Here is a 20024-nt window from a genome sequence, read left to right as displayed (position 1 = left end):
CAAATTGTGGTTAGCTCATCAGCACCAGCGCTTGCCCGGCGGTGACCGCCTGGCCTTCGGTGCACAGCAGTTGTTCAATACAGCCGTCGCAGGGGGCGAGCACGGCAATTTCCATCTTCATGGACTCGATCACCAGCAGGGTCTGCCCGGCCTTGACCTGTGCGCCCACGCTGGTCTGCACCGACCAGACTCCGCCCGACACTTGGGAGGCCACCACCTCGCCGTCAAACGCCAGGGCGGCAGCTTCACCCGCAGCACCGCGCTCGTCCACGCCACCATCGGGCGCTTCAGACACTCCGGCTTCGCGCCAGCGCTCGCGCTCGGCCTCAAACGCGGCTTGCTGACCCTGTTTGAACTGGGCGATGCTGTCGGCGTTGTCGGCCAGGTAACGCTGGTAGTCCGACAGGCGAAACGTGCCCTCTTCGATGCGCAGCCCGACTCTGCCCGCGATGAAGTCTTTGCGGTAGTCCAGCAGCTCTTGCGCCCCCATGGGGTAGAAGCGGATCTGGTCAAAAAACTGCAGCAGCCACGGTTTGCCTTGGGCAAATTCACGGGTCTCGCGCCAGCGGTTCCACATCTGCACCGTGCGGCCCACAAACTGGTAGCCGCCGGGGCCTTCCATGCCGTAGACGCACAGGTAAGCGCCACCAATGCCGACGGCGTTTTCCGGGGTCCAGGTGCGCGCCGGGTTGTACTTGGTGGTGACCAGCCGGTGCCGCGGGTCCAGCGGTGTCGCCACCGGGGCGCCCAGGTAGACATCGCCCAAACCCAGCACCATGTAGCTGGCCTGAAACACGATGTCGAACACCGCTTGACTATCGGGCAGGCCGTTGATGCGGCGGATGAACTCGATGTTGCTCGGGCACCAGGGGGCGCTCGGGTTGACGGATTGCATGTACTTGTCAATCGCCAACTGGGTTGCAGGGTCGTCCCACGACAGCGGCAGCCAGACGGTGCGACTGGGCACCTCGATGTCCGTGCTGCTACTCAGGCCCTCTTGTGCTTGCAGCAGGTGCGCCATCAACTGCGCCAGCGGGAGTTGCAGCGGGTCGTAATGCACTTGCAGCGAGCGAATGCCGGGTGTCAGGTCGATGATGCCGGGCAGCGCACCGGCATCCCGCTGGGCCTGCAGCCGGGTCATCAGGGCGTGAACCAAAAAGCGCAGGGTCAGGTCAAGCTTGAGTTCACCAAACTCAATCAGCACATAGGCATCACCCGCCCGGCGGTAGACCACTTCTTCCGTGCCATTTTGGCCTGTAGTGCTCATCAATACTGCGCAATCAGCTATTGAACATGTAGCGTCTGGTGGGGTCTCTTCGCGGGCATCCGCCGGGCGCGGTGAATTTATTCCCTCTCCCCTTGGGAGAGGGGGCAAAGCCAGGCTCAGCGCCTGCTGTTGTGCCCGCAGTTGGGCAATGGCCTGGGCATGCGTCATGGGCACAAAGCGCACCGTGTTGCCGGGGGCGAGTTGGCCCAGCTTCCACAGCTCGGCCTGCACCACCGTGGCTGGGCAGACAAAGCCGCCCAGACTTGGGCCGTCTGGCCCGAGGATGACGGGCATGTCGCCGGTGAAGTCAATCGCGCCAATGGCGTAGGCGTTGTCGTGGATGTTGGACGGGTGCAACCCGGCCTCGCCACCGTCGCGCCGCGCCCAGGTCGGTTTGGGGCCGATCAGCCGCACGCCGGTGCGGCTGGAGTTGTAGTGCACTTGCCAGTCGGTGGCAAAGAACATGGCCATGTCTTCGGGCGTGAAGAAGTCTGGCGCGGCGTGTGGGCCCACCAGCACGCCGATGTCCCAGTGGTGGGTGTAGTCGGGCAGCAAGGCGTGGGCAGTCTCGGCACTCATGGCGGATAGCAGGGCTTCTGTGCCCACATGCAGCACATCACCGGAGCGCAACACGCGCCCGCCGTGGCCGCCAAACTGGCCCAGGGTAAAGGTCGATTGGCTGCCCAAATAGTCCGGCACGTCCAGCCCACCGGCCACGGCCAGGTAGGCGCGGCAACCGGCATCTTTGACCTTGCCCAGGCGCAGGCTTTGCCCGGCCGTCACCGTGAAGGCCTGGCCCATGGCCAGCGGTGCGCCATCCAGCGTGGCTTCCATGGGTGCGCCGGTGAGTGCCAGTTGCTGCGTGCTGCGAAAGCTCAGGGTTGGTCCGGTCACGGTGATTTCTAGCGCGGCAGCGCCTTCGCGGTTGCCCACCAGGCGGTTGGCCAGGCGCAGCGCCAGGCCGTCCATCGGGCCGGACGGCGGCACACCCACGGCCCAGTAGCCAATACGGCCCGGCCAGTCTTGCACCGAGGTTTGTACGCCGGGGCTGTGCACGTCGATGGCGCGGCTGGGCGCAACCAATGCACCCAAGCTGCGGGTGGTGTGCTGGCCTTGCACAAAGGGCGCAAAGTCCATCACGGCACGCAGGTAGTCCAGGTTGGACTCGAAACCGGCGATGCGCGTGTCGTTCAGCGCGTGCGTCAGCTTGGCCAGGGCCTGCGTGCGGTCGCTGCCATGGGCGATCAGCTTGGCCAGCATCGGGTCGTAGTGGGCGCTGACCTCGGTGCCGCGCTCGATCCAGGTGTCCACCCGCAGGTTTTTGGGAAAGTGCACCTCGGTCAGCAGGCCGCTGGAGGGTTGAAAGTTTTTGGCTGGGTCTTCGGCGTACAGACGGGCCTGGATGGCATGGCCATTTGCTATAACATTGATAGTTGCCAGCGCAGGCATATCGTGCGCTGCAAGCCGAATCATCCACTCCACCAAGTCCACCCCGGTGACCGCCTCGGTGACACCGTGCTCGACTTGCAGGCGGGCGTTCACCTCCAGAAAGAAAAACTCTTGCGTGGCAGCATCCACCACAAACTCCACCGTGCCTGCGGAGCGGTAGTGGGCCTTGGCGGCGAGTTGGCGTGCTGTGGCCAACAGCGCCTGGCGCACCTCGTCGCGCAGGTTCGGGGCGGGGGTTTCTTCGACCACTTTCTGGTTGCGCCGTTGTAATGAGCAATCGCGCTCGCCCAGGGCCAGCACGCCACCCGCACCGTCGCCAAAAATCTGCACCTCGATGTGACGGGCATCGGCAATGTAGCGCTCCAGAAACACCCCGGCATCCGAAAAATTGGCCTGCGCCAGGCGCTTGACCGACTCAAAGGCGGCGCTCAACGCCTGTGCATCCGGGCACATCTGCATGCCAATACCACCACCGCCGGCGCTGCTTTTGAGCATGACGGGGTAACCAATCACGGCGGCTTGCGCCAGCGCGGTGTCCAGATTGGCCAGCAGGCCGGTGCCGGGCAGCAGCGGCACACCGGCCTCCAGCGCCAAGGCGCGGGCCGTGTGTTTCAGGCCAAACAGGCGCATTTGCGCAGGCGTGGGACCGATGAAGACCAGGCCTGCGGCCTCGCAGGCTTCGACAAACTGGGCGTTTTCAGACAAGAAGCCATAGCCGGGGTGGATGGCTTGTGCGCCGGTGGTCAGCGCGGCCTCAATGATGCGTTGCATGGCCAGGTAGCTGCTGGTGACCGTTGCAGGCCCCACACACACTGCTTCATCGGCCATGGCGACGTGGGCAGAGTCGGCATCTGCTTCAGAATAAATAGCTACTGACGCTACATGCATAAGGCGTAGCGTGCGAATAATGCGGCAAGCAATGGCCCCGCGATTAGCCACAAGAACTTTTTTGAACATGGTCAGCTCAATCTTTCAGGCAGGTCGTCCGGCCGTTCATTGGCACCCATCCGGTCGTCCGGGGGCGAACTGGTTAAACCGCATCCCATACCAGGCAGCGCACCGGCGTGGGGTTGTAGGCGTTGCACGGGTTGTTGAGCTGCGGGCAGTTGGAGATCAGCACGATCACGTCCATCTCGGCGCGCATTTCCACATATTTGCCGGGGGCCGACACACCGTCCTCAAACGTCAGGCCGCCCTCGGGGGTGACCGGTACGTTCATGAAGAAGTTGATGTTGGAGGCAATGTCGCGCTTGTGCAGGCCGTAGGGGTTGTGCGCCAGTGCAGCCATGAAGCTGTCGCGGCAGGCGTGCATCGGGCGTTTTTCCAGGGCATAGCGCACCGTGTTGCTCTCACACGAGCAGGCGCCGCCCAGCGTGTCGTGGCGGCCACAGGTGTCGGCCACGATGCTCAGCATGGGCCGGCCTTCGCTCGACATCAGCACGCTGCCGGTGGTGAGGTAGAGCGCACTCTGGGCCTGGATGGTGTGCGTCATGCTGTAGTGCTCTTCTGGGTCGTTGGCGCTGAAGAACAGGGTGTCTACCGCCTGATTGCCTTCGAGGTCCAGGATGCGAAATACCTGGCCTTGGGTGAGCTTGTGCATCCACGGTTCACCCGCGGGAACGATGGCATCCACCACGGCGTGCGCCGGGTCGAGTGTGCTGGTTTTGAGAGTCAAAGACATGATGAGTTTCCTTATGAATTACAAAAACCAGCGTTCGGTGTTGATAAAGCCGCGGCCGTTTTCCGGGCAGGACAGGCGGCAGGGGTCGTTGACTCCGGCGGTGCCAGAGCGCCAGGCGGTCAGCTGCACATCACCCGGGGCATAGCTGGGGGCATCGTCCAGCGGGTGGGGCGCAGCAGACAGCAACACCAGCACATTCATCTCAAAGCGCAGATCCACAACCTGGCCCGGTGCGCGGTGCGCCCGGTCGAACTGAAGCTGACCGGCGGCATTGGCGGTGACCTTGCTGAAGAAATTGGCGTTGCCATTCATGTCGCGTCGGCCCAAGCCCCACTTGTTGAGTTCCACCAGCAAGCCCTCCTGGCCGCTGCGGTACATGCTGTTGCGGTGCGTCTGGTAGCTGGCCTGGCCGTACTTCTTTTCCAGTGCGGCAGTGTCCAGCACGCCACACACCGTGTCATGCCAGCCGCAGGTATCGGTGGGAATCGAGCACAGCACCCGCCCCATGTCTGAGTAACACACATGCCCTTGCGTGAGGTAGGCGGTGTGCTGGGCCTTGAGCGTGTCGGGCACGTTGTAGCGCTCGGTTTTTTCTTCCTGGTTGAAGAACAGCGCCGACACGTTGGCCGTGCCACTCAGGTCCGTCAGACGCAAGGTATTGCCACGGCGCAGCAGGCCAGACCAGTGGCAGCCGCCGGGCAACAGCTCGTGCCACAGCACCAGTTCGGGCGAAAAAGCGGTGGAGGTCGCTGGCACTGCCGTGCGGGCCAGGGCGGGTAGATCGTCAAAAGTGATGGGCATGGTGGGTTGGCTTTCAGTTCGGTTGGACGGCAATGGGGTGGGTGTTCAGGCTTCGCTGTTTTGCAGATTGAGCTGCTCCAGCATGTCCAGGTCGGTGGTGATGCCAGTGCTCTCGCGGATGCGCGCCAGAATCTCGCTACGCAGGGCGCGAAAAGCTTCGCTGTGCTTCATGTCTTGCGTGCGAAGGGCAGGCAGCGGCACGGGGAAAATGCTGTGAATGCGCCCCGGGCGCGGCTGCATCAGCACCACGCGCTGGCCCAGGTACACCGCTTCTTCCACGTCATGCGTCACAAACACAATGGTGGTTTTTTCAATGCGGTGAATGTGCAGGATCAGGTCGTGCATCACCTCGCGGGTTTGCGAATCCAGTGCACCAAACGGCTCGTCCATCAGCAGGATGCTGGGCCGCCCCATCAGTGCACGGGCAATCGCCACGCGCTGCTGCATGCCGCCGGAGAGCTGATTCGGGTAGGCATCGCGCACCTTGCTCAGGCCAATCAGGTTGAGCAGTGCCTCGGCCCGCCCGGAGGCCGACTCGACATCGGATGACGACAAGTTCTCGCGGTTGACCTTGAGCTGGCGGCTGAACTTGATGTTGTCGATCACGCTCAGCCAGGGGTACAGGCTGTAGTGCTGGAACACCATGGCGCGGTCGGCCCCCGGCGTGGCAATGTTGCGACCGTCGCAAACCACCTCGCCACTGGTGCGGTACTCCAGCCCGGCCAGAATGCGCAGCAGCGTGGACTTGCCGCAGCCGGAGGCCCCGACCAGGGTGATGAACTCGTTGTCTTCAATGCTGAGGTTGACGTTTTCCAGCGCAGGCGTTGGGCTGGCGGCACGCTCAAAGACCTTGCCAACGTTTTGAATGATGACTTTGGACATGTTATTAACCCCTTACCTGTGCCCAGGGGTACAGACGCCGATGTAGCCAGCGAAAGCCCTGATCCATGACCAGGCCGATCAGGCCAATCAAGATGATCCCGGCAAAAATCGTGTCGGTTTTCAGGTAGCGCTGGGCTTTCAAAATGGCGTAGCCCAGGCCCGAGTTGGCTGCCACCAGCTCGGCCACCACCAGGTAAGTCCAGGCCCAGCCCATGGTGATGCGCAGTGTGTCCAGAATGGCGGGCCGCGCCGACTGCGCCAGCACCAGGCGGATCATCTCGTAGCGGGTGGCACCCATGGTGAGGGCCGCTTCAATCTGCGCCATGGGCACCAGTCGCACGTTCTCGGCCACCATCAGCACCATCTGGAAAAACGTGCCGATGAAGATGATGGAAATCTTGGCGCTCTCGCCAATGCCCAGCCACAACATCACCAGCGGAATAAAGGCCACGGCGGGCATGTAGCGAATGAAATCGGTCAGCGGCTCCAGCAAGGCCTCGACCGGGCGAAACGCGCCAATCAGCAAACCCAGCGGCAAGGCCAGCACGGCAGACAGGGCAAAGCCTGCCGACACGCGGTAGACACTGATCAGGGTGTCGGCGGTCAAATCATCTTCCACCAGCCAGGTGATGATGCGCGTGGCCACACTCCACGGGCTGGGCATGAACACCGCATCGACCCAGCCGGAGGCGGCGTACAGCGTCCACAGCGCGAAGGGAATGAACAGGCCCAGAAGGGCGAACAGCCAGTATTGCGTGCGCGACAGTTGGCCGGCGATGCGCCAGATGCCGGGGCGGGTCGAAGCTTGGGGGGTGTCTGACATGCGGGCTCCAGAGGTTGAGGGATCACAGCAAGAGAGGACGGTGCAACACACCATCTTCTCCCGGGCTTTTATCCCTCCGTGGAGCCGCAACGATCTGCGGCCGACAGCTCTCGGACCAGACGACACCACCGAAGTGATGCCCGGAACCCTAGCGGTCTGACAAGTCAAGCGATGCGCTGTGCGCTACGCCCTCTCTTGGAAACATTAAAGCAAATTAAGTGCCAACTTGAAATCGGCATCGGTAGTGCAGGTTTGAGTGCGCCGCGCCTGAAGGTGCATCGTCATGCACGGCTTCCGATCAGGTGGTGTGATGAATGGCACCAAAATGGTGAGGGTACATATTGGAGGTGCATTCCTGTGAACTGTCATTTCCGCAGGATCTACGGTTGAATTTATGGCATCACCCGGTCAGCCTTGGTTCAGATCAACAAAAGCATCCATTACCAACTGCGGGTTGTTCATCAGGCGCTCTTTCCAGACACCCAAATGGCGGCGCGACTGGATCAGGCCACGAATCGCACCCACATGGTGCGGATGGCCGATGGTGATGGCCCCAATCAGCTGGTCGTCAGCAAAACACAGTCGGGTATAGATAAAGTTGGCTTCGTCAATAACTTCAGTGTGGGTGCCACCTGGGATGCCCTCCCACAAACCGAAAGTATGGGAAATCAGGCCCACCGTGTCCAGCACATTCATGCTAAGACTGCCACGGTAGGCCACTTCTTTGCCAAGCATATTCAGGGCGGCAATACGACCATGTTCAGTGGCGGTGGGTTGCAAGGCATGCACCACCCATTCGCCTGTGGAAAAATCACGTCCCTGCGCCACATCACCAGCGGCATAAATATGCGGCACAGTGGTGCGCATGTGCTCGTCGATCACAACACCATTGCGGATTTCGGCTCCTGTGCCTTCAAGGAATGATACGTTGGAATGTACGCCGGTTGCCAGGATGATCAGATCCGCATCAATGGTGCGGGTGTCCATGATTAGACGTGGGCCCGGCTCAATACCCAGGGTGCGTCCGGTGGTGATGACTTCTACGCCGCGCCCCTCCAGCCAGCGCTGCAACATGCGGCTGCCGACGGGGGTCATCATTGAGCGCAGGATTTGCCCTGAGCGTCCCGCTACCACGGATAACTTGGCACCGCTGTTCACCAGTGATTTCATACATACACCAGCCACAAATCCAGCCCCTAGCATGACCACACGTGCACCCGGCACGAGTTTGGTTGCAATCTGGCGGGCATCTTCCAGCGTCCAGCAGGTCACTGCACCCGGCACATCGGTGCCAGGTATGGGCGGTAGTGAGGGCGACGAACCCGTGGCTACCAATAATTTGTCATAGGGAAGTTTCGATCCGTCTGCAAGATCAACCTGTCCGCCATCAGGTCCTGCATGTACCTTCAGCGCTTTGCAATTGAGATAACGAATGCCCAGCCCCTCCAGATGGTGGTGTGAGCGCCGCTGGCGGGCACCATCTTCATCGATGGCTCCGTTCAAAATGTAGGGGATGGCCATTCGCGCATAAGGCTCCCCAGGCTCGCCGCTGACCAGTGTGATACTGGCTTGAGGATCGTTGTCGCGAAGTGTTTCTGCGGCCCGCATACCAGCGGATCCGGCACCGATGATTACGAAGTTCATGATAGACAGCCTTGTTGAGCATCCGGTGTGGATGCATTTCCATCACGCCCGGCCAGAGCCGGAACCGCGCCCTTTTTGAAGTGTAGCTGTTATCAACGGAAGCAGGCACCCAAATTACATCTGGATTTTTGGACCTGTTTGGCAACACCCTCGTGTCGCAGTATTCAGTCTCTTCCTGCACGTATCTCGTGATTCAAGGTTTTGACAACCTCGACACCACGCGAGCGTGACCCTCTGACCGTATTTACGCACACACAGGGCAGGCCTGTTTTAGACCTGTCCTGTTGCACAAGTGCCTCTGGTTTTGGTCGTGACCAAATTCCTTAGCTTTGGGCAGTTTCTTCAAACGGCAAAGTTATGTTGCGTAGGTCTCGCTTGGTTTCAACCAGCACCAATGGACGATCATCGATTTTGACAGCAGGATGCCGTTCGCGTGGGATACGTACAGGTTTCACTTCGGCTGCAATGGCTGCTTGTACAGCCGCAACTTTTTCTGAATCCGAGTTCACCCAGTTCAGACCTGAGGATTTGGCAATTTCCGCCAACTCATCCAGTGGGAGTGTGTAAGCTTGTACTTTGGGCATGCCAACTGCTGGCTCGGCTTGCACGGCAGACGGGGCATTCACTGGTTGGGATGTCGTTTGAGGTACATCTGTGGCCACTGGTGTCACTACTTCAGTGTCATGGCTGCTCGTATTGGATGCAGGTGAGTCAGTTCCTTTGGCCTCTGTCTCTGTGGATGTGACAGTCGGCGTTGTTGCTTCTGTCACCTGTGAGGATGGATTGGCACTAGCCTCTACCGGGTTTTGTGGATCCTGAGCAGGCGAAACAGATGAAGACCCAGTTACCGAACTGGTTGGAGTGAAGTACGATTTTTTCGGTGCTTCTTCAGTCTGAGCGGATTCATCAAGTGTCAGGTTGGATGACGTGTTGCTGATTTCAGGGCGTTCAGACCGTTCACCACGAGGCTTGCGTTCACGGCCATAGCGATCACGTGAACGTTTTTCTCGGGGTGCTGTGGTGGAGCTTGGCACCGTCGGGGCTTCAGCGCCATCAGGGGCGACTGATGTTGCCGCATCGCTGGTTGCAGCTAGGTTGACCGGGTCTGTGGTAACCGTAGTTTCATCCTCAGGGCGCGTATTGCGAGGGCGACGCTCACCACGTTCAGGGCGGTTGCTACGCTCACCTCTTTCAGCGTTGCGACCAGAGCGTTCAGGTCGTTGTTCAGCGCGACCGTTCTCGGCTGTATTAGGAGTTTGTGTTTCCTGAGTGATACTGGTGTTGATTTCTGCAACAGCGCTGCCACTTTGCGTATCCAGACGTTCACGTGGGCTATTTGGACGTTCGGTACGTTCGCTGCGGTTGCGTCCTCCACGAGAGTCCGTGCGGCCATCAGCCCGGCCTTCACTGCGTGGTGGTCGACCTTCGGGGCGAGGACCGCGGTCAGTGCGGCCTTCACCACGTGGCTCACCACGACGTGCGCTATCGCGATTTGGTCGACCATCGCGGCCGTTGCGTTTTTCTTCTTTGGATGGTTCCTGTGTCACTATTGCAGCAGGAGCTGCTACGGGTGCTTCTGATACGGGTGCAAATAGGTTCTTAAGCCAACCAAAAAAGCCCTTTCCAGCCACGGCAGGCGTGCTGACCGGTTGAACTGGGGCAACCACCGTTTGAGCGACCGGCACACTTTCAGCCTTGGGCGCGACCACAGGCGCTGGCGCATCGGGCAGCACCCCTTTGATCACCGGAGTTTGGCGGTTGGTCGGCTCTTGTGACCGGCGGGTGACGGCAGTGGCTTCTTCGGCCTCATCGGCCATTTTGTAGCTGGCTTCGATGTTGTCCAGGCGTGGGTCGTCGTGTTTCAGGCGTTCCAGACGGTAGTTGGGCGTTTCCAGCGACTTGTTGGGCACCATGATCACATTGATGCGCTGCTTGAGCTCAATCTTGGCGATTTCGGTGCGTTTTTCGTTCAGCAGGAACGAGGCCACTTCAACCGGCACCTGGCACAACACCGAGGCGGTACTGTCTTTCAGGGATTCTTCCTGGATGATGCGCAAAATTTGCAGTGCGCTGGATTCCGTGTCACGAATGTGGCCAGAGCCGCCGCAGCGTGGGCAGGGGATCGATGCTCCCTCGCTGAGCGCCGGACGCAGGCGCTGGCGGCTCATTTCCATCAAGCCAAACTTGCTGATGGTGCCAAACTGGACGCGGGCACGATCCTGGCGCAAGGCTTCGCGCAAGCGGTTTTCCACGTCGCGCCGGTTGCGGCTTTCTTCCATGTCAATGAAGTCAATGACGATCAGGCCGCCCAAATCGCGCAGGCGAGCCTGGCGGGCCACTTCATCAGCTGCTTCCAGATTGGTACGGGTGGCGGTTTCTTCGATGTCACCCCCTTTGATGGCGCGGGCCGAGTTCACGTCGACACTCACCAAGGCTTCGGTGTGGTCGATCACAATCGCGCCGCCGCTGGGCAATTGCACCGTGCGGGCATAGGCAGATTCGATCTGATGCTCGATCTGGAAGCGGGAGAACAGTGGCGCATCGTCGCGGTAGCGTTTGACACGGGCTGCGTGTTCCGGCATCACGTGGGCCATGAATTGCTGGGCTTGCTCATAGACATCGTCGGTGTCGATCAGGATGTCACCAATGTCATGGTTGAAGTAATCGCGAATGGCACGGATCACCAGTGAGGATTCCTGGTAAATCAGGAAGGCACCTTTGCCACCTTTGGCTGCGCCATCAATGGCGGACCATAGTTTCAGCAGGTAATTCAAATCCCATTGCAGCTCTGGTGCAGAGCGACCGATGCCAGCAGTGCGGGCAATGATGCTCATGCCATTGGGGTATTCGAGCTGGTCGAGGGCTTCTTTCAACTCGGCCCGATCTTCACCTTCAATGCGGCGAGACACACCGCCGCCGCGTGGGTTGTTGGGCATCAAGACCACATAACGGCCAGCCAATGAGACAAACGTGGTGAGAGCTGCACCTTTGTTGCCACGCTCTTCCTTTTCAACCTGAACCAGCAGTTCCTGGCCTTCCTTGATGGCATCCTGAATGCGGGCCTGACTGACAGGAACACCTGGTTGGAAGTATTGGCGGGAAATTTCCTTGAAAGGCAAGAAGCCATGGCGCTCTTCACCGTAGTCTACAAAGCAAGCCTCCAAAGAGGGCTCGACGCGTGTCACAACTGCTTTGTAAATATTGCCTTTGCGCTGTTCGCGCCCTTCGATCTCGATTTCGTAGTCGAGCAGTTTTTGGCCGTCGACGATGGCGAGGCGGCGTTCTTCAGCCTGCGTCGCGTTGATGAGCATCCGTTTCATGGGTAGCGTTCCTTCAATTCAAATATCAATCAAAAGCCCTATTGGGCTGTATTGATACACAAACTGACACCTTGAAACAAGGAGGAAAAGCCGGAGAACCCAAACTCAAACAATGAGTCTGGGTATTGGCGCGTGGAGGGGAGCGATGGGGTTTGGGAGGGAATTAGCTATTGATTTAATAGCGTGTTGTGCCCGTTTGACGGGCACAGATGGTTGATGAATGCCAAAAAACAGCACGTTTTCGCGCTGCAGGCATTGGGTCATCAGGGTCATCAGTGCAAACATTTCGCTTCATTCCATTCACAGCCATGAGCTGTGAATTTTGGGTATTCCGATTCTGGGTTTCAAGATGCCGTTTTAACCTGTCATTCTGACTACCATGCGCAACGATTGGTTGTGCATTTGCAGCGGGTGCGACAGGCGGTATCGACTTTACTGGCGGGGGATCGGGTGAGTGAACTAAACTTCACCGACTTAACGATTTAAGTATCAATTAAATCAACTACTTATTACCGAGCACGCCGCGAGTGAAACAGATTATAGGGGTGAAACCCTCAGCCCCCGTCCCAGAGGTTAAGACCGTTTGCATTGATGAAAACAGTGTGGATCAACGTGTTGACAATTTTCTGATTCGCCATTTCAAGGGGGTTCCCAAAACCCACATTTATCGCATGATTCGCAGCGGTGAGGTACGTGTTAACAAAGGGCGTGTGGCGGCGGATACGCGCTTGAGAGAGGGAGATGTGGTGCGTTTACCTCCTGTTCGTATCTCTGAACGGGTGGCTGAAAAAGCTAACGCCATGGCCAGCGGGGCTTCGGGATCAGTGCCAGCACGTGACTTTGTGGTGTTGTTTGAAGATGAGCACATGCTGGTCGTCAACAAGCCTGCAGGTGTGGCCGTGCATGGTGGCTCTGGTGTGAGTTTTGGTGTGATTGAGCAACTCCGCATGGCACGTCCGCAGGCCAAGTTTCTTGAATTGGTGCATCGTCTGGATCGTGAAACCAGTGGTATTTTGCTGATCGCCAAGAAGCGTAGTGCACTTAAAAATCTGCAAGATCAGTTTCGCGAGCGTCAAACCGGCAAAACTTATTTGGCCATGGTGCGGGGGCAATGGCCCGCAAAGCTGAAGGTGCTCGACAAGCCTTTGTACAAATACGAGTTGGATGGTAAAGACGCTCAGGCAGGTGAGCGTCGCGTTAAAGTGGTGTCGCGTGATGATCCGAATGGCATGCCATCCGTGACTTTGGTACGGGTGCGCGAACATTTGCAGCAGGGCTCATTGCTGGAGGTAACCATCAAGACCGGGCGCACACATCAAATCAGGGTTCATTTGGCCAGTGAAGGTTTTCCGATTTTGGGGGACGACAAGTATGGCGACTTTGAGATCAATAAAGCTTTGGCACGCGCCAATGCATCACCAGGACTTAAGCGTATGTTTTTGCACGCATGGCGCTTGCAATTTAACCACCCCGCTACAGGTGAGCGGCAGGAGTTGTTGGCCGATTTGCCTCCTGAGCTGGCGCAATTTTCTTTATCCAACGCGCCTGAGCGCTCAACTTTATGACCCAAAGACGTTTTGATTTGATCGCTTTTGACTGGGATGGCACCCTGTTCGACTCTACTGCCATCATCGCGCGTTGCATCCAGGCAGCGGTGCGTGATGTAGGGGGCAAGGAGCCTACATATGAAGCAGCGTCTTACGTGATTGGTATGGGTTTGATGCAGGCTTTGGCTCATGCCGCACCAGACGTGCCGAAAGAACTCTATCCCATGCTTGGTGATCGTTACCGACACCATTATTTCGCCATTCAGCATGAAATCAGTCTGTTTGACGGCGTGTTGCCAATGCTGGCAGACTTGAAGACACGTGGTCTGATTCTGACAGTTGCCACTGGCAAAAGTCGTCGGGGCTTGGACGAGGCGTTGGATACCTCGACACTTGTTGGTATTTTTGATGCTTCGCGCACGGCAGACCAAACTGCGGGCAAACCAGATCCGCTGATGTTGCGCGAATTGATGGCTGAGTTTGATGTACCTGCAGAGCGTACCCTGATGATTGGTGACACTACGCATGATTTGCAAATGGCACTTAACGCTGGTTGTGCCAGTGTGGGTGTGAGCTATGGTGCGCATGAGTCTGACGCATTTGCAGCCTTGTCGCCCCAGTATGTTGCGCATGATGTCGCGCAGTTGCACAACTGGCTGCGGTTGAACGTTTGAGGGATTGGCGGTATGCCCCACCAAGCTGTTTTTTTGTGTCATTCTGCTGATTTGGTCAACAGTCAACATGCTGTGCCATTTGAAGTGCTGTACTTTGGCCGGAGCGAAGCGGCCTTTGCGGTGCGTTATCAAGGGAAAGTCTTTGCCTATTTGAACCGTTGTAGCCATGTGCCTATGGAAATGGACTATCAGCCCAATGAATTTTTTGATACCACTGGTCACTGGTTGATGTGTGCCACACACGGTGCCATGTATGCCCCTCAGACGGGGCACTGTCGCATGGGGCCTTGCAGGGGGGGGCTGGTGAAAATTGAGGTGTCAGAGTCTGATGGTATGGTGCACTGGCATACTTCAGAGAAATTTCAATTGGCAACTCTTCATGAATGACCCTGTTACTCCCGACAACGAGCCTCTAAAACCAGCGCTTGAATCTGACCAAAAAATGTCTGAAAAGATTGACAATAAAGAGGTGAATGCTACTAAAAATGTAGATACCGGAGGATACCCTGAGCCCCATGGCTGGGAGCGGTCGACGCTGGAGAGATTAGCTTTTGCCACCCTGCAAGAACAACGTGCGACTCGTCGCTGGCGGCTATTCTTTCGTTTTGCATGGTTGGGGGTGTTCGTTGTGCTTGTCTGGCTTGGTGTAAGCCGTAATGGCGGTGGGCAAGATGTTTCCACTCCGCATACGGCGGTGATTGAGATCAAGGGTGAAATTGCCTCTGGGGCGGAAGCCAGTGCGGAATTGCTGGTGTCTTCTTTACGTGCTGCGTTTGAAGATTCTGGTGCGCAGGCCGTCGTGTTATTGATCAATTCTCCTGGAGGAAGCCCGGTGCAGGCAGGCATCATCAACGACGAAATCAAACGGCTTAAAGCGCTTCACAAAAAACCGGTGTACGCCGTGGTAGAAGAATCCGCTGCATCGGCGGCCTATTACATTGCGGTATCGGCTGACAAAATTTTTGTTGATAAGGCCAGTATCGTAGGCAGCATTGGCGTACTGATGGATGGTTTTGGTTTTACTGGGCTGATGGATAAGCTGGGGGTTGAGCGCCGCTTGATGACAGCAGGGGAAAACAAAGGTTTTCTGGATCCGTACAGTCCGCAAACGGAAACTCAGCGGGTCTTTGCACAAGCCATGCTGAATCAGATTCACCAACAGTTCATTGCCGTGGTGAAAGAAGGGCGCGGTGAGCGTTTGAAGGAGACTCCTGAAACCTTCAGCGGCTTGTTTTGGAATGGCCAGCAGGCGATTGAGCTGGGTTTGGCAGACCAATTAGGCAGCTTGGACTTTGTTGCGCGTGAGGTGGTAAAAGCCGAAGACATCATTGACTATACCCGCCGAGACAATGTGGCTGAACGGTTAGTTAAGCGTTTTGGTGCTGCAATGGGTGCTGGTGCGGTTCAAGCTTTGAAATCCATTCCCTCCATACACTGAGGGTAGTTGGCTTGGATGTTCGTAAAAAAGGGTGTGCCTTGGTCAACGTCCAATAGCAAAGACAACAGGGGTTGCGTTATCCAGTGTTGTAGAGGCATGTTTCCATTGTTTGATCGATTGGCTGACGATGTGAGCGCTGGCTAGCGTGAGTCCGCTGCTGATTGCCAGACGGGTATTGGGTTGCAGACTTTGTTTGAGTGCTGCCAGCATGACTGCATTACGGTAAGGTGTCTCTATAAATAGCTGAGTTTGGCCAGTTTTCAGAGACAGGGCTTCAAGCTCGCGGATACGTGTTATTCGCTCTTGTGCGTCTTGCGGCAAATACCCGACAAAAGCAAAATTTTGTCCGTTGAGCCCGCTGGCTGCCAGTGCCAGCAATAAAGATACCGGACCGACCAGCGGTATCACCTCCACACCCAAGTCATGTGCAGCTCGAACCACTGAAGAGCCAGGATCAGCTACGGCGGGCATGCCCGCTTCACTGATGAGGCCAATGTCATTGCCTTGCAAGGCTGCTTGTAGTAGGCCGCGTGCATCAAAGTTGCCTTGATGATCGCCTTTTTTGTGAACCTCCCTGGGCAATTCCACCAATGACATGCTTTGAATGGGTTTGCAAAGTGGAGTGATGTCGTGGATGCGTTTGAGGTAGGCTCGGGTGGATTTCGCGTTTTCACACACCCAATGCGCCAAGTTTGCTGCCTGGTAGAGGGTTCCCAAAGGCATGGAGGCTTGCAAGTCGGTAATTTGTGAACAGCCAAAATCCAACGGTGCTGGTACCAAATAGAGTTTGCCTTTGACTACAGAGGGCGGTGTCGTGTGTGGCAGATTCATAAGACTTCGAATCCCGCAGCACGCAGCAGTTGACAGGTGCGAATCAGCGGCAAGCCAACAAGAGCCGTTGGGTCATCGTTGTCGATACGTGCCAGTAGTGCAATGCCCAACCCTTCACTTTTGGCGCTACCTGCGCAGTCATAAGGTTGCTCAGCAAGCAGATAGGCTTCAATTTCTTTATCAGTAAGTTGGTTGAATTGAACCTTGACCTGAGCCAATTCGGTTTGTGCAAAGCGTCGTGCTTGGCAAACCACTGCCACTGCGGTTTGGAAGATGACGGTTTGACCTCGCATGCGTTGTAATTGGGCCACGGCTCGTGCATGGGTGTGTGGTTTACCCAAAGCATCACCATGAAGATCGGCCACTTGGTCTGAACCAATAACTATGCTGTCTGGATGTAGCTTGGCAACGGCTTGTGCCTTGGTCAATGCCAGCCTGCAGGCAAGCTGTGCAGGCGTTTCGGTTGGCCAAGCGGATTCATCTACATCGGATGGGATGACGGTAAAGGGGACACGAAGTCGTTCCAGTAGTTGGCGGCGATAGGGTGAGGTTGAAGCCAGAATCAATGGGGGCGAGGTGTGTTCAGTCATGGTCTGATTCTCTTACACTGCAAGCATGAGTCAATATGTATCCCCTCCAAAACTGGATGTCAAACAGGCCGGTTTGACTGCGTTGCAACTTGCAGGTCAAGATTTGCTATTAAATTACGAGCGATTGATGCTTGAAACCAAAGGAAAAGGAGCTGAAAATGCTCTATTTTGGTCTGTGCGTTCGGAACTCAAGACCGACCAGCTTGGGCTCCCTCAAGTTTGGATTCACTTAACAGTAGATGTGAGCTTGCCTTTGACGTGTCAACGGTGTTTGGGGCCTGTAGATGAACGGATTCAGATAGAACGGGACTTCCGATTTGTGGAAACTGAGGTGCAGGCCGAAATTGAAGATGATGAGTCACTTGAGGACGTGCTGGTGGCGAGTCAAGATTTCGATCTGGCAGGTTTGATTGAAGATGAAATTTTGCTGGATTTGCCATCGGTGCCACGGCATGATGTGTGCCCAGTGGATGTCAAACTTGCTGTGGCAGATGCTGATTTTGAACAGCAACAAGAAAAACCTCATCCGTTTGCAGCGTTGGCTAGTTTGAAAAATTCGTCTAAGCAATGATGACTGCAAAAAGATCTGTCATGGGTTATACTCTATGGTCTTTGCGCATGGTTGATGTGCGCTTTTTAACCAACCCCAGTTGCTGCTATTCGGGCAGCTCACAGCCTTAAGGAGCGGAACATGGCCGTCCAACAAAACAAAAAGTCCCCTTCCAAGCGCGGTATGCACCGCTCTCACAATGCTCTGGTCGTTCCCGGTATTGCCGTGGAAGCAACCACGGGTGAAACGCATTTGCGTCATCACATCAGTCCGACCGGTTTTTACCGTGGTCGCAAGGTTCTCAAGACCAAGTCTGAAGCTTAATTGCAATTAAACACCCAAGGCCCGGGGCTACCAATCGTGTAGCCCCGGGCCTTTGTATTTGTGGTTTCCCTTTTTTAGTCTGACACACGTTGGGCTTGTTATTGTTGTTTGTTGGGCGACTTGTAATTCATGATCACTATTGCTGTTGACTGTATGGGCGGTGACCACGGCCCCCGTGTCACCTTGCCTGCCTGCATGCATTTTCTGAACCTGCATCCAGATGTTCAGTTGATTTTGGTGGGTTTGCCGGAGAGTATGGCGGGTTTTGCGCATGTGAGGGCGAAAGTGGTTCTGGCCAGTGAAGTGGTCACTATGGACGACCCGCTTGAAGTGGCCCTGCGCAGGAAAAAAGATTCGTCCATGCGCGTGGCGATCACTCAGGTGAAAGATGGTGCTGCTCAGGCGGTCGTATCTGCTGGTAACACTGGGGCTTTGATGGCGATTTCACGCTATCTTTTAAAAACGCTTGATGGTATTGATCGCCCAGCCATTGCTGGACAAATTCCTAATGCCAAAGGAGCCGCCACCACGGTGCTCGACATGGGGGCCAATGTGGATTGTTCTGCGGCTCACTTGCTGCAGTTCGCAGTAATGGGTTCTGCATTGGTATCGGTTTTGAGCGGCGAAGAAAATCCTTCCGTGGGTTTGCTCAATATCGGAGAAGAGGCCATCAAGGGCAATGAAGTGATTAAAAAGGCCGGAGAGTTGTTGCGATCTGCTGCCAAATCGGGGGATTTGAATTTTTATGGCAATGTCGAGGGCAACGATATTTTCAAGGGCACGGCAGACATTGTGGTTTGTGATGGTTTTGTAGGTAATGTGGCACTCAAAGCCAGCGAAGGTTTGGCCAAAATGATTGTTGACTTCTTGAAAAAGGAGTTTTCTCACAATATTTTCACAAAATTTGCAGCCATAACTGCTTATCCGGTCATATCAGCGCTTAAAAAACGCATGGATCACCGTCGATACAACGGCGGAGCCTTGTTGGGCTTGCGTGGGCTGGTTTTCAAAAGCCATGGGTCAGCCGATGAAGTGGCGTTTGGGTTCGCTTTGGGGCGGGCGTATGATGCGGCCCGAAATAATTTGTTGGATCAAGTTCGCGTCAGGATTGCACATGCAGCACCTCTTTTGAGTGATTCTGCGGTGTCGCCTCAGGCTGAACTGGTCGTTACGGGCTGAGTTATGAAAATTTATTCAAAAATCACGGGAACCGGCAGCTATTTGCCCCCGCGCCGTCTGACCAATGCCGATCTGGTGGCAGATCTGGCCGCGCAAGGTCTGGAATCGAGCGACGAGTGGATTGTCGAACGAACTGGTATTCGTGCCCGGCATTTTGTGGATGCTGGTGTTTACAGCAGTGATTTGGCGCTGAACGCCTCGCGTCAGGCATTACAAGCTGCTGGCGTGGAAGCCAAAGACATTGATTTGATCATCGTGGCAACGTCCACGCCAGACATGGTCTTTCCCTCTACGGCTTGTATTTTGCAGGGCAAGCTTGGCAATCAAGGTGGGCCAGCATTTGATGTTCAGGCGGTGTGTGGTGGTTTCATCTATGCATTAACTTTGGCAGATTCCCTGATTCGAACCGGGACGGCCAAAAAAGCTTTGGTGGTTGGTGCTGAAATTTTTTCGCGATTGCTCGATTTCAAAGACCGCACAACCTGTGTTTTGTTCGGTGATGGTGCTGGAGCGGTAGTGCTGGAGGCTTCCTCTGAGCCGGGTATTTTGGCGACGGATATCCATGCCGATGGCCAGTACACCAATATTTTGTGTGTGCCCGGGAATGTGAGTGGCGGTCAGGTGATGGGTGAGCCTTTGCTTCGTATGGATGGCCAAGCTGTCTTCAAATTGGCGGTTGGTGTGCTGGATGAGGCAGCTCGTGCGGTATTGGCCAAAGCGGGTAAGGTGGCTGCGGATGTAGATTGGTTGATTCCACACCAGGCGAATATCCGCATCATGCAAAGCACGGCGCGCAAGCTGAAATTACCGATGGACAAGGTGGTGGTGACGGTGGATCAACATGGCAACACTTCTGCTGCATCGATTCCTCTGGCTCTGGATACGGCTGTGCGCGCAGGCCAAGTGAAACCTGGGCAAACCTTATTGATGGAAGCTGTGGGTGGGGGGTTTACCTGGGGTGCTGTGCTACTTAAATTGTAGCTATTTACGCAATAAATATAAGCACTAGAGGTCATTTTCTTAT

At 56.4% G+C, this 20024-nt stretch carries 17 protein-coding genes and 1 riboswitch; of the genes, 8 read left to right on the top strand and 9 right to left on the bottom strand.

What is annotated here, in order from left to right; genetic code table 11:
• Positions 1 to 10 precede the first annotated feature (10 nt).
• From uca to LDN84_RS17420, 7 genes are all read right to left on the bottom strand, one after another.
• The gene (gene uca, locus LDN84_RS17450; RefSeq protein WP_223904694.1) at positions 11 to 3673 is read right to left on the bottom strand and encodes an urea carboxylase; all 3663 of its coding nucleotides are present in this window, start codon (positions 3671 to 3673) and stop codon (positions 11 to 13) included.
• Between the two features lie 73 nt (positions 3674 to 3746).
• Positions 3747 to 4397, bottom strand: a complete 651-nt coding sequence (locus LDN84_RS17445; RefSeq protein ID WP_435405899.1) for an urea amidolyase associated protein UAAP2 — start codon at positions 4395 to 4397, stop codon at positions 3747 to 3749.
• An 18-nt stretch (positions 4398 to 4415) separates the two neighbouring features.
• A complete protein-coding gene (locus tag LDN84_RS17440) occupies positions 4416 to 5198 on the bottom strand; it encodes an urea amidolyase associated protein UAAP1 (RefSeq protein WP_223904693.1) in 783 nt (260 codons plus the stop codon).
• Positions 5199 to 5243: 45 nt separating this feature from the next.
• On the bottom strand, positions 5244 to 6080 hold the full coding sequence (locus tag LDN84_RS17435) for an ABC transporter ATP-binding protein (protein WP_223904692.1): 837 nt from the start codon (positions 6078 to 6080) through the stop codon (positions 5244 to 5246).
• Positions 6081 to 6084: 4 nt separating this feature from the next.
• The gene (locus tag LDN84_RS17430; protein ID WP_223904691.1) at positions 6085 to 6903 is read right to left on the bottom strand and encodes an ABC transporter permease; all 819 of its coding nucleotides are present in this window, start codon (positions 6901 to 6903) and stop codon (positions 6085 to 6087) included.
• Positions 6904 to 6958: 55 nt separating this feature from the next.
• Positions 6959 to 7066: riboswitch (guanidine-I (ykkC/yxkD leader) on the bottom strand.
• 245 nt (positions 7067 to 7311) lie between these two features.
• On the bottom strand, positions 7312 to 8547 hold the full coding sequence (locus tag LDN84_RS17425) for an NAD(P)/FAD-dependent oxidoreductase (RefSeq protein WP_223904690.1): 1236 nt from the start codon (positions 8545 to 8547) through the stop codon (positions 7312 to 7314).
• 323 nt (positions 8548 to 8870) lie between these two features.
• Complete coding sequence (locus LDN84_RS17420; protein ID WP_223904689.1) at positions 8871 to 11867, bottom strand: Rne/Rng family ribonuclease; 2997 nt, start codon at positions 11865 to 11867, stop codon at positions 8871 to 8873.
• A 527-nt stretch (positions 11868 to 12394) separates the two neighbouring features.
• Between LDN84_RS17420 and LDN84_RS17415 the strand changes: the two genes are divergently transcribed.
• The 4 genes from LDN84_RS17415 to LDN84_RS17400 are packed head-to-tail and all read left to right on the top strand — an operon-like array spanning position 12395 to position 15526.
• The gene (locus LDN84_RS17415) at positions 12395 to 13432 is read left to right on the top strand and encodes an RluA family pseudouridine synthase (protein WP_223904688.1); all 1038 of its coding nucleotides are present in this window, start codon (positions 12395 to 12397) and stop codon (positions 13430 to 13432) included.
• Entirely contained in the window at positions 13429 to 14088 is a 660-nt protein-coding gene (locus LDN84_RS17410) for an HAD family hydrolase (RefSeq protein ID WP_223904687.1), read from the top strand. The genes LDN84_RS17415 and LDN84_RS17410 overlap by 4 nt, the downstream gene beginning before the upstream one ends.
• 12 nt (positions 14089 to 14100) lie before the next feature.
• A complete protein-coding gene (locus LDN84_RS17405) occupies positions 14101 to 14475 on the top strand; it encodes a Rieske (2Fe-2S) protein (protein WP_223904686.1) in 375 nt (124 codons plus the stop codon).
• Positions 14468 to 15526 (top strand): S49 family peptidase, encoded by a 1059-nt coding sequence (locus LDN84_RS17400; RefSeq protein ID WP_223904685.1) that lies wholly within the window; start codon positions 14468 to 14470, stop codon positions 15524 to 15526. Before LDN84_RS17405 ends, LDN84_RS17400 begins: the two co-directional genes overlap by 8 nt.
• Before the next feature lie 42 nt (positions 15527 to 15568).
• Here the strand turns inward: LDN84_RS17400 and LDN84_RS17395 are convergent, their stop codons facing one another.
• Positions 15569 to 16357: an SAM-dependent methyltransferase gene (locus LDN84_RS17395; RefSeq protein WP_223904684.1), complete on the bottom strand. Its 789-nt coding sequence runs from the start codon at positions 16355 to 16357 to the stop codon at positions 15569 to 15571.
• Positions 16354 to 16947, bottom strand: a complete 594-nt coding sequence (locus LDN84_RS17390) for a Maf family protein (RefSeq protein ID WP_223904683.1) — start codon at positions 16945 to 16947, stop codon at positions 16354 to 16356. The genes LDN84_RS17395 and LDN84_RS17390 overlap by 4 nt, the downstream gene beginning before the upstream one ends.
• A 25-nt stretch (positions 16948 to 16972) precedes the next feature.
• On the opposite strand from LDN84_RS17390, the gene LDN84_RS17385 reads away from it, so the two are divergent.
• The 4 genes from LDN84_RS17385 (at position 16973) to LDN84_RS17370 (ending at position 19981) form a co-directional block, all read left to right on the top strand.
• Complete coding sequence (locus LDN84_RS17385) at positions 16973 to 17518, top strand: YceD family protein (RefSeq protein WP_223904682.1); 546 nt, start codon at positions 16973 to 16975, stop codon at positions 17516 to 17518.
• Positions 17519 to 17638: 120 nt separating this feature from the next.
• Complete coding sequence (rpmF, locus tag LDN84_RS17380) at positions 17639 to 17821, top strand: 50S ribosomal protein L32 (protein WP_223904681.1); 183 nt, start codon at positions 17639 to 17641, stop codon at positions 17819 to 17821.
• A gap of 129 nt (positions 17822 to 17950) precedes the next feature.
• Positions 17951 to 19000: a phosphate acyltransferase PlsX gene (plsX, locus tag LDN84_RS17375; RefSeq protein WP_223904680.1), complete on the top strand. Its 1050-nt coding sequence runs from the start codon at positions 17951 to 17953 to the stop codon at positions 18998 to 19000.
• Positions 19001 to 19003: 3 nt separating this feature from the next.
• Positions 19004 to 19981 (top strand): beta-ketoacyl-ACP synthase III, encoded by a 978-nt coding sequence (locus LDN84_RS17370; RefSeq protein WP_223904679.1) that lies wholly within the window; start codon positions 19004 to 19006, stop codon positions 19979 to 19981.
• The last annotated feature ends 43 nt before the right edge of the window (positions 19982 to 20024 follow it).

Source organism: Rhodoferax lithotrophicus (genome assembly GCF_019973615.1).
GTDB classification, from domain to species: Bacteria; Pseudomonadota; Gammaproteobacteria; order Burkholderiales; family Burkholderiaceae_C; genus Rhodoferax; species Rhodoferax lithotrophicus.
This window is presented reverse-complemented; position numbering and strand designations above follow the sequence as displayed.

What these genes read in the sequence shown, in the direction of transcription:
- uca (WP_223904694.1), bottom strand. Translation starts at nt 3,673, where the DNA reads ATGTTCAAAAAAGTTCTTGTGGCTAATCGCGGGGCCATTGCTTGCCGC.
- LDN84_RS17445 (WP_435405899.1), bottom strand. Translation starts at nt 4,397, where the DNA reads ATGTCTTTGACTCTCAAAACCAGCACACTCGACCCGGCGCACGCCGTG.
- LDN84_RS17440 (WP_223904693.1), bottom strand. Translation starts at nt 5,198, where the DNA reads ATGCCCATCACTTTTGACGATCTACCCGCCCTGGCCCGCACGGCAGTG.
- LDN84_RS17435 (WP_223904692.1), bottom strand. Translation starts at nt 6,080, where the DNA reads ATGTCCAAAGTCATCATTCAAAACGTTGGCAAGGTCTTTGAGCGTGCC.
- LDN84_RS17430 (WP_223904691.1), bottom strand. Translation starts at nt 6,903, where the DNA reads ATGTCAGACACCCCCCAAGCTTCGACCCGCCCCGGCATCTGGCGCATC.
- LDN84_RS17425 (WP_223904690.1), bottom strand. Translation starts at nt 8,547, where the DNA reads ATGAACTTCGTAATCATCGGTGCCGGATCCGCTGGTATGCGGGCCGCA.
- LDN84_RS17420 (WP_223904689.1), bottom strand. Translation starts at nt 11,867, where the DNA reads ATGAAACGGATGCTCATCAACGCGACGCAGGCTGAAGAACGCCGCCTC.
- LDN84_RS17410 (WP_223904687.1), top strand. Translation starts at nt 13,429, where the DNA reads ATGACCCAAAGACGTTTTGATTTGATCGCTTTTGACTGGGATGGCACC.
- LDN84_RS17405 (WP_223904686.1), top strand. Translation starts at nt 14,101, where the DNA reads ATGCCCCACCAAGCTGTTTTTTTGTGTCATTCTGCTGATTTGGTCAAC.
- LDN84_RS17400 (WP_223904685.1), top strand. Translation starts at nt 14,468, where the DNA reads ATGAATGACCCTGTTACTCCCGACAACGAGCCTCTAAAACCAGCGCTT.
- LDN84_RS17395 (WP_223904684.1), bottom strand. Translation starts at nt 16,357, where the DNA reads ATGAATCTGCCACACACGACACCGCCCTCTGTAGTCAAAGGCAAACTC.
- LDN84_RS17390 (WP_223904683.1), bottom strand. Translation starts at nt 16,947, where the DNA reads ATGACTGAACACACCTCGCCCCCATTGATTCTGGCTTCAACCTCACCC.
- LDN84_RS17385 (WP_223904682.1), top strand. Translation starts at nt 16,973, where the DNA reads ATGAGTCAATATGTATCCCCTCCAAAACTGGATGTCAAACAGGCCGGT.
- rpmF (WP_223904681.1), top strand. Translation starts at nt 17,639, where the DNA reads ATGGCCGTCCAACAAAACAAAAAGTCCCCTTCCAAGCGCGGTATGCAC.
- plsX (WP_223904680.1), top strand. Translation starts at nt 17,951, where the DNA reads ATGATCACTATTGCTGTTGACTGTATGGGCGGTGACCACGGCCCCCGT.
- LDN84_RS17370 (WP_223904679.1), top strand. Translation starts at nt 19,004, where the DNA reads ATGAAAATTTATTCAAAAATCACGGGAACCGGCAGCTATTTGCCCCCG.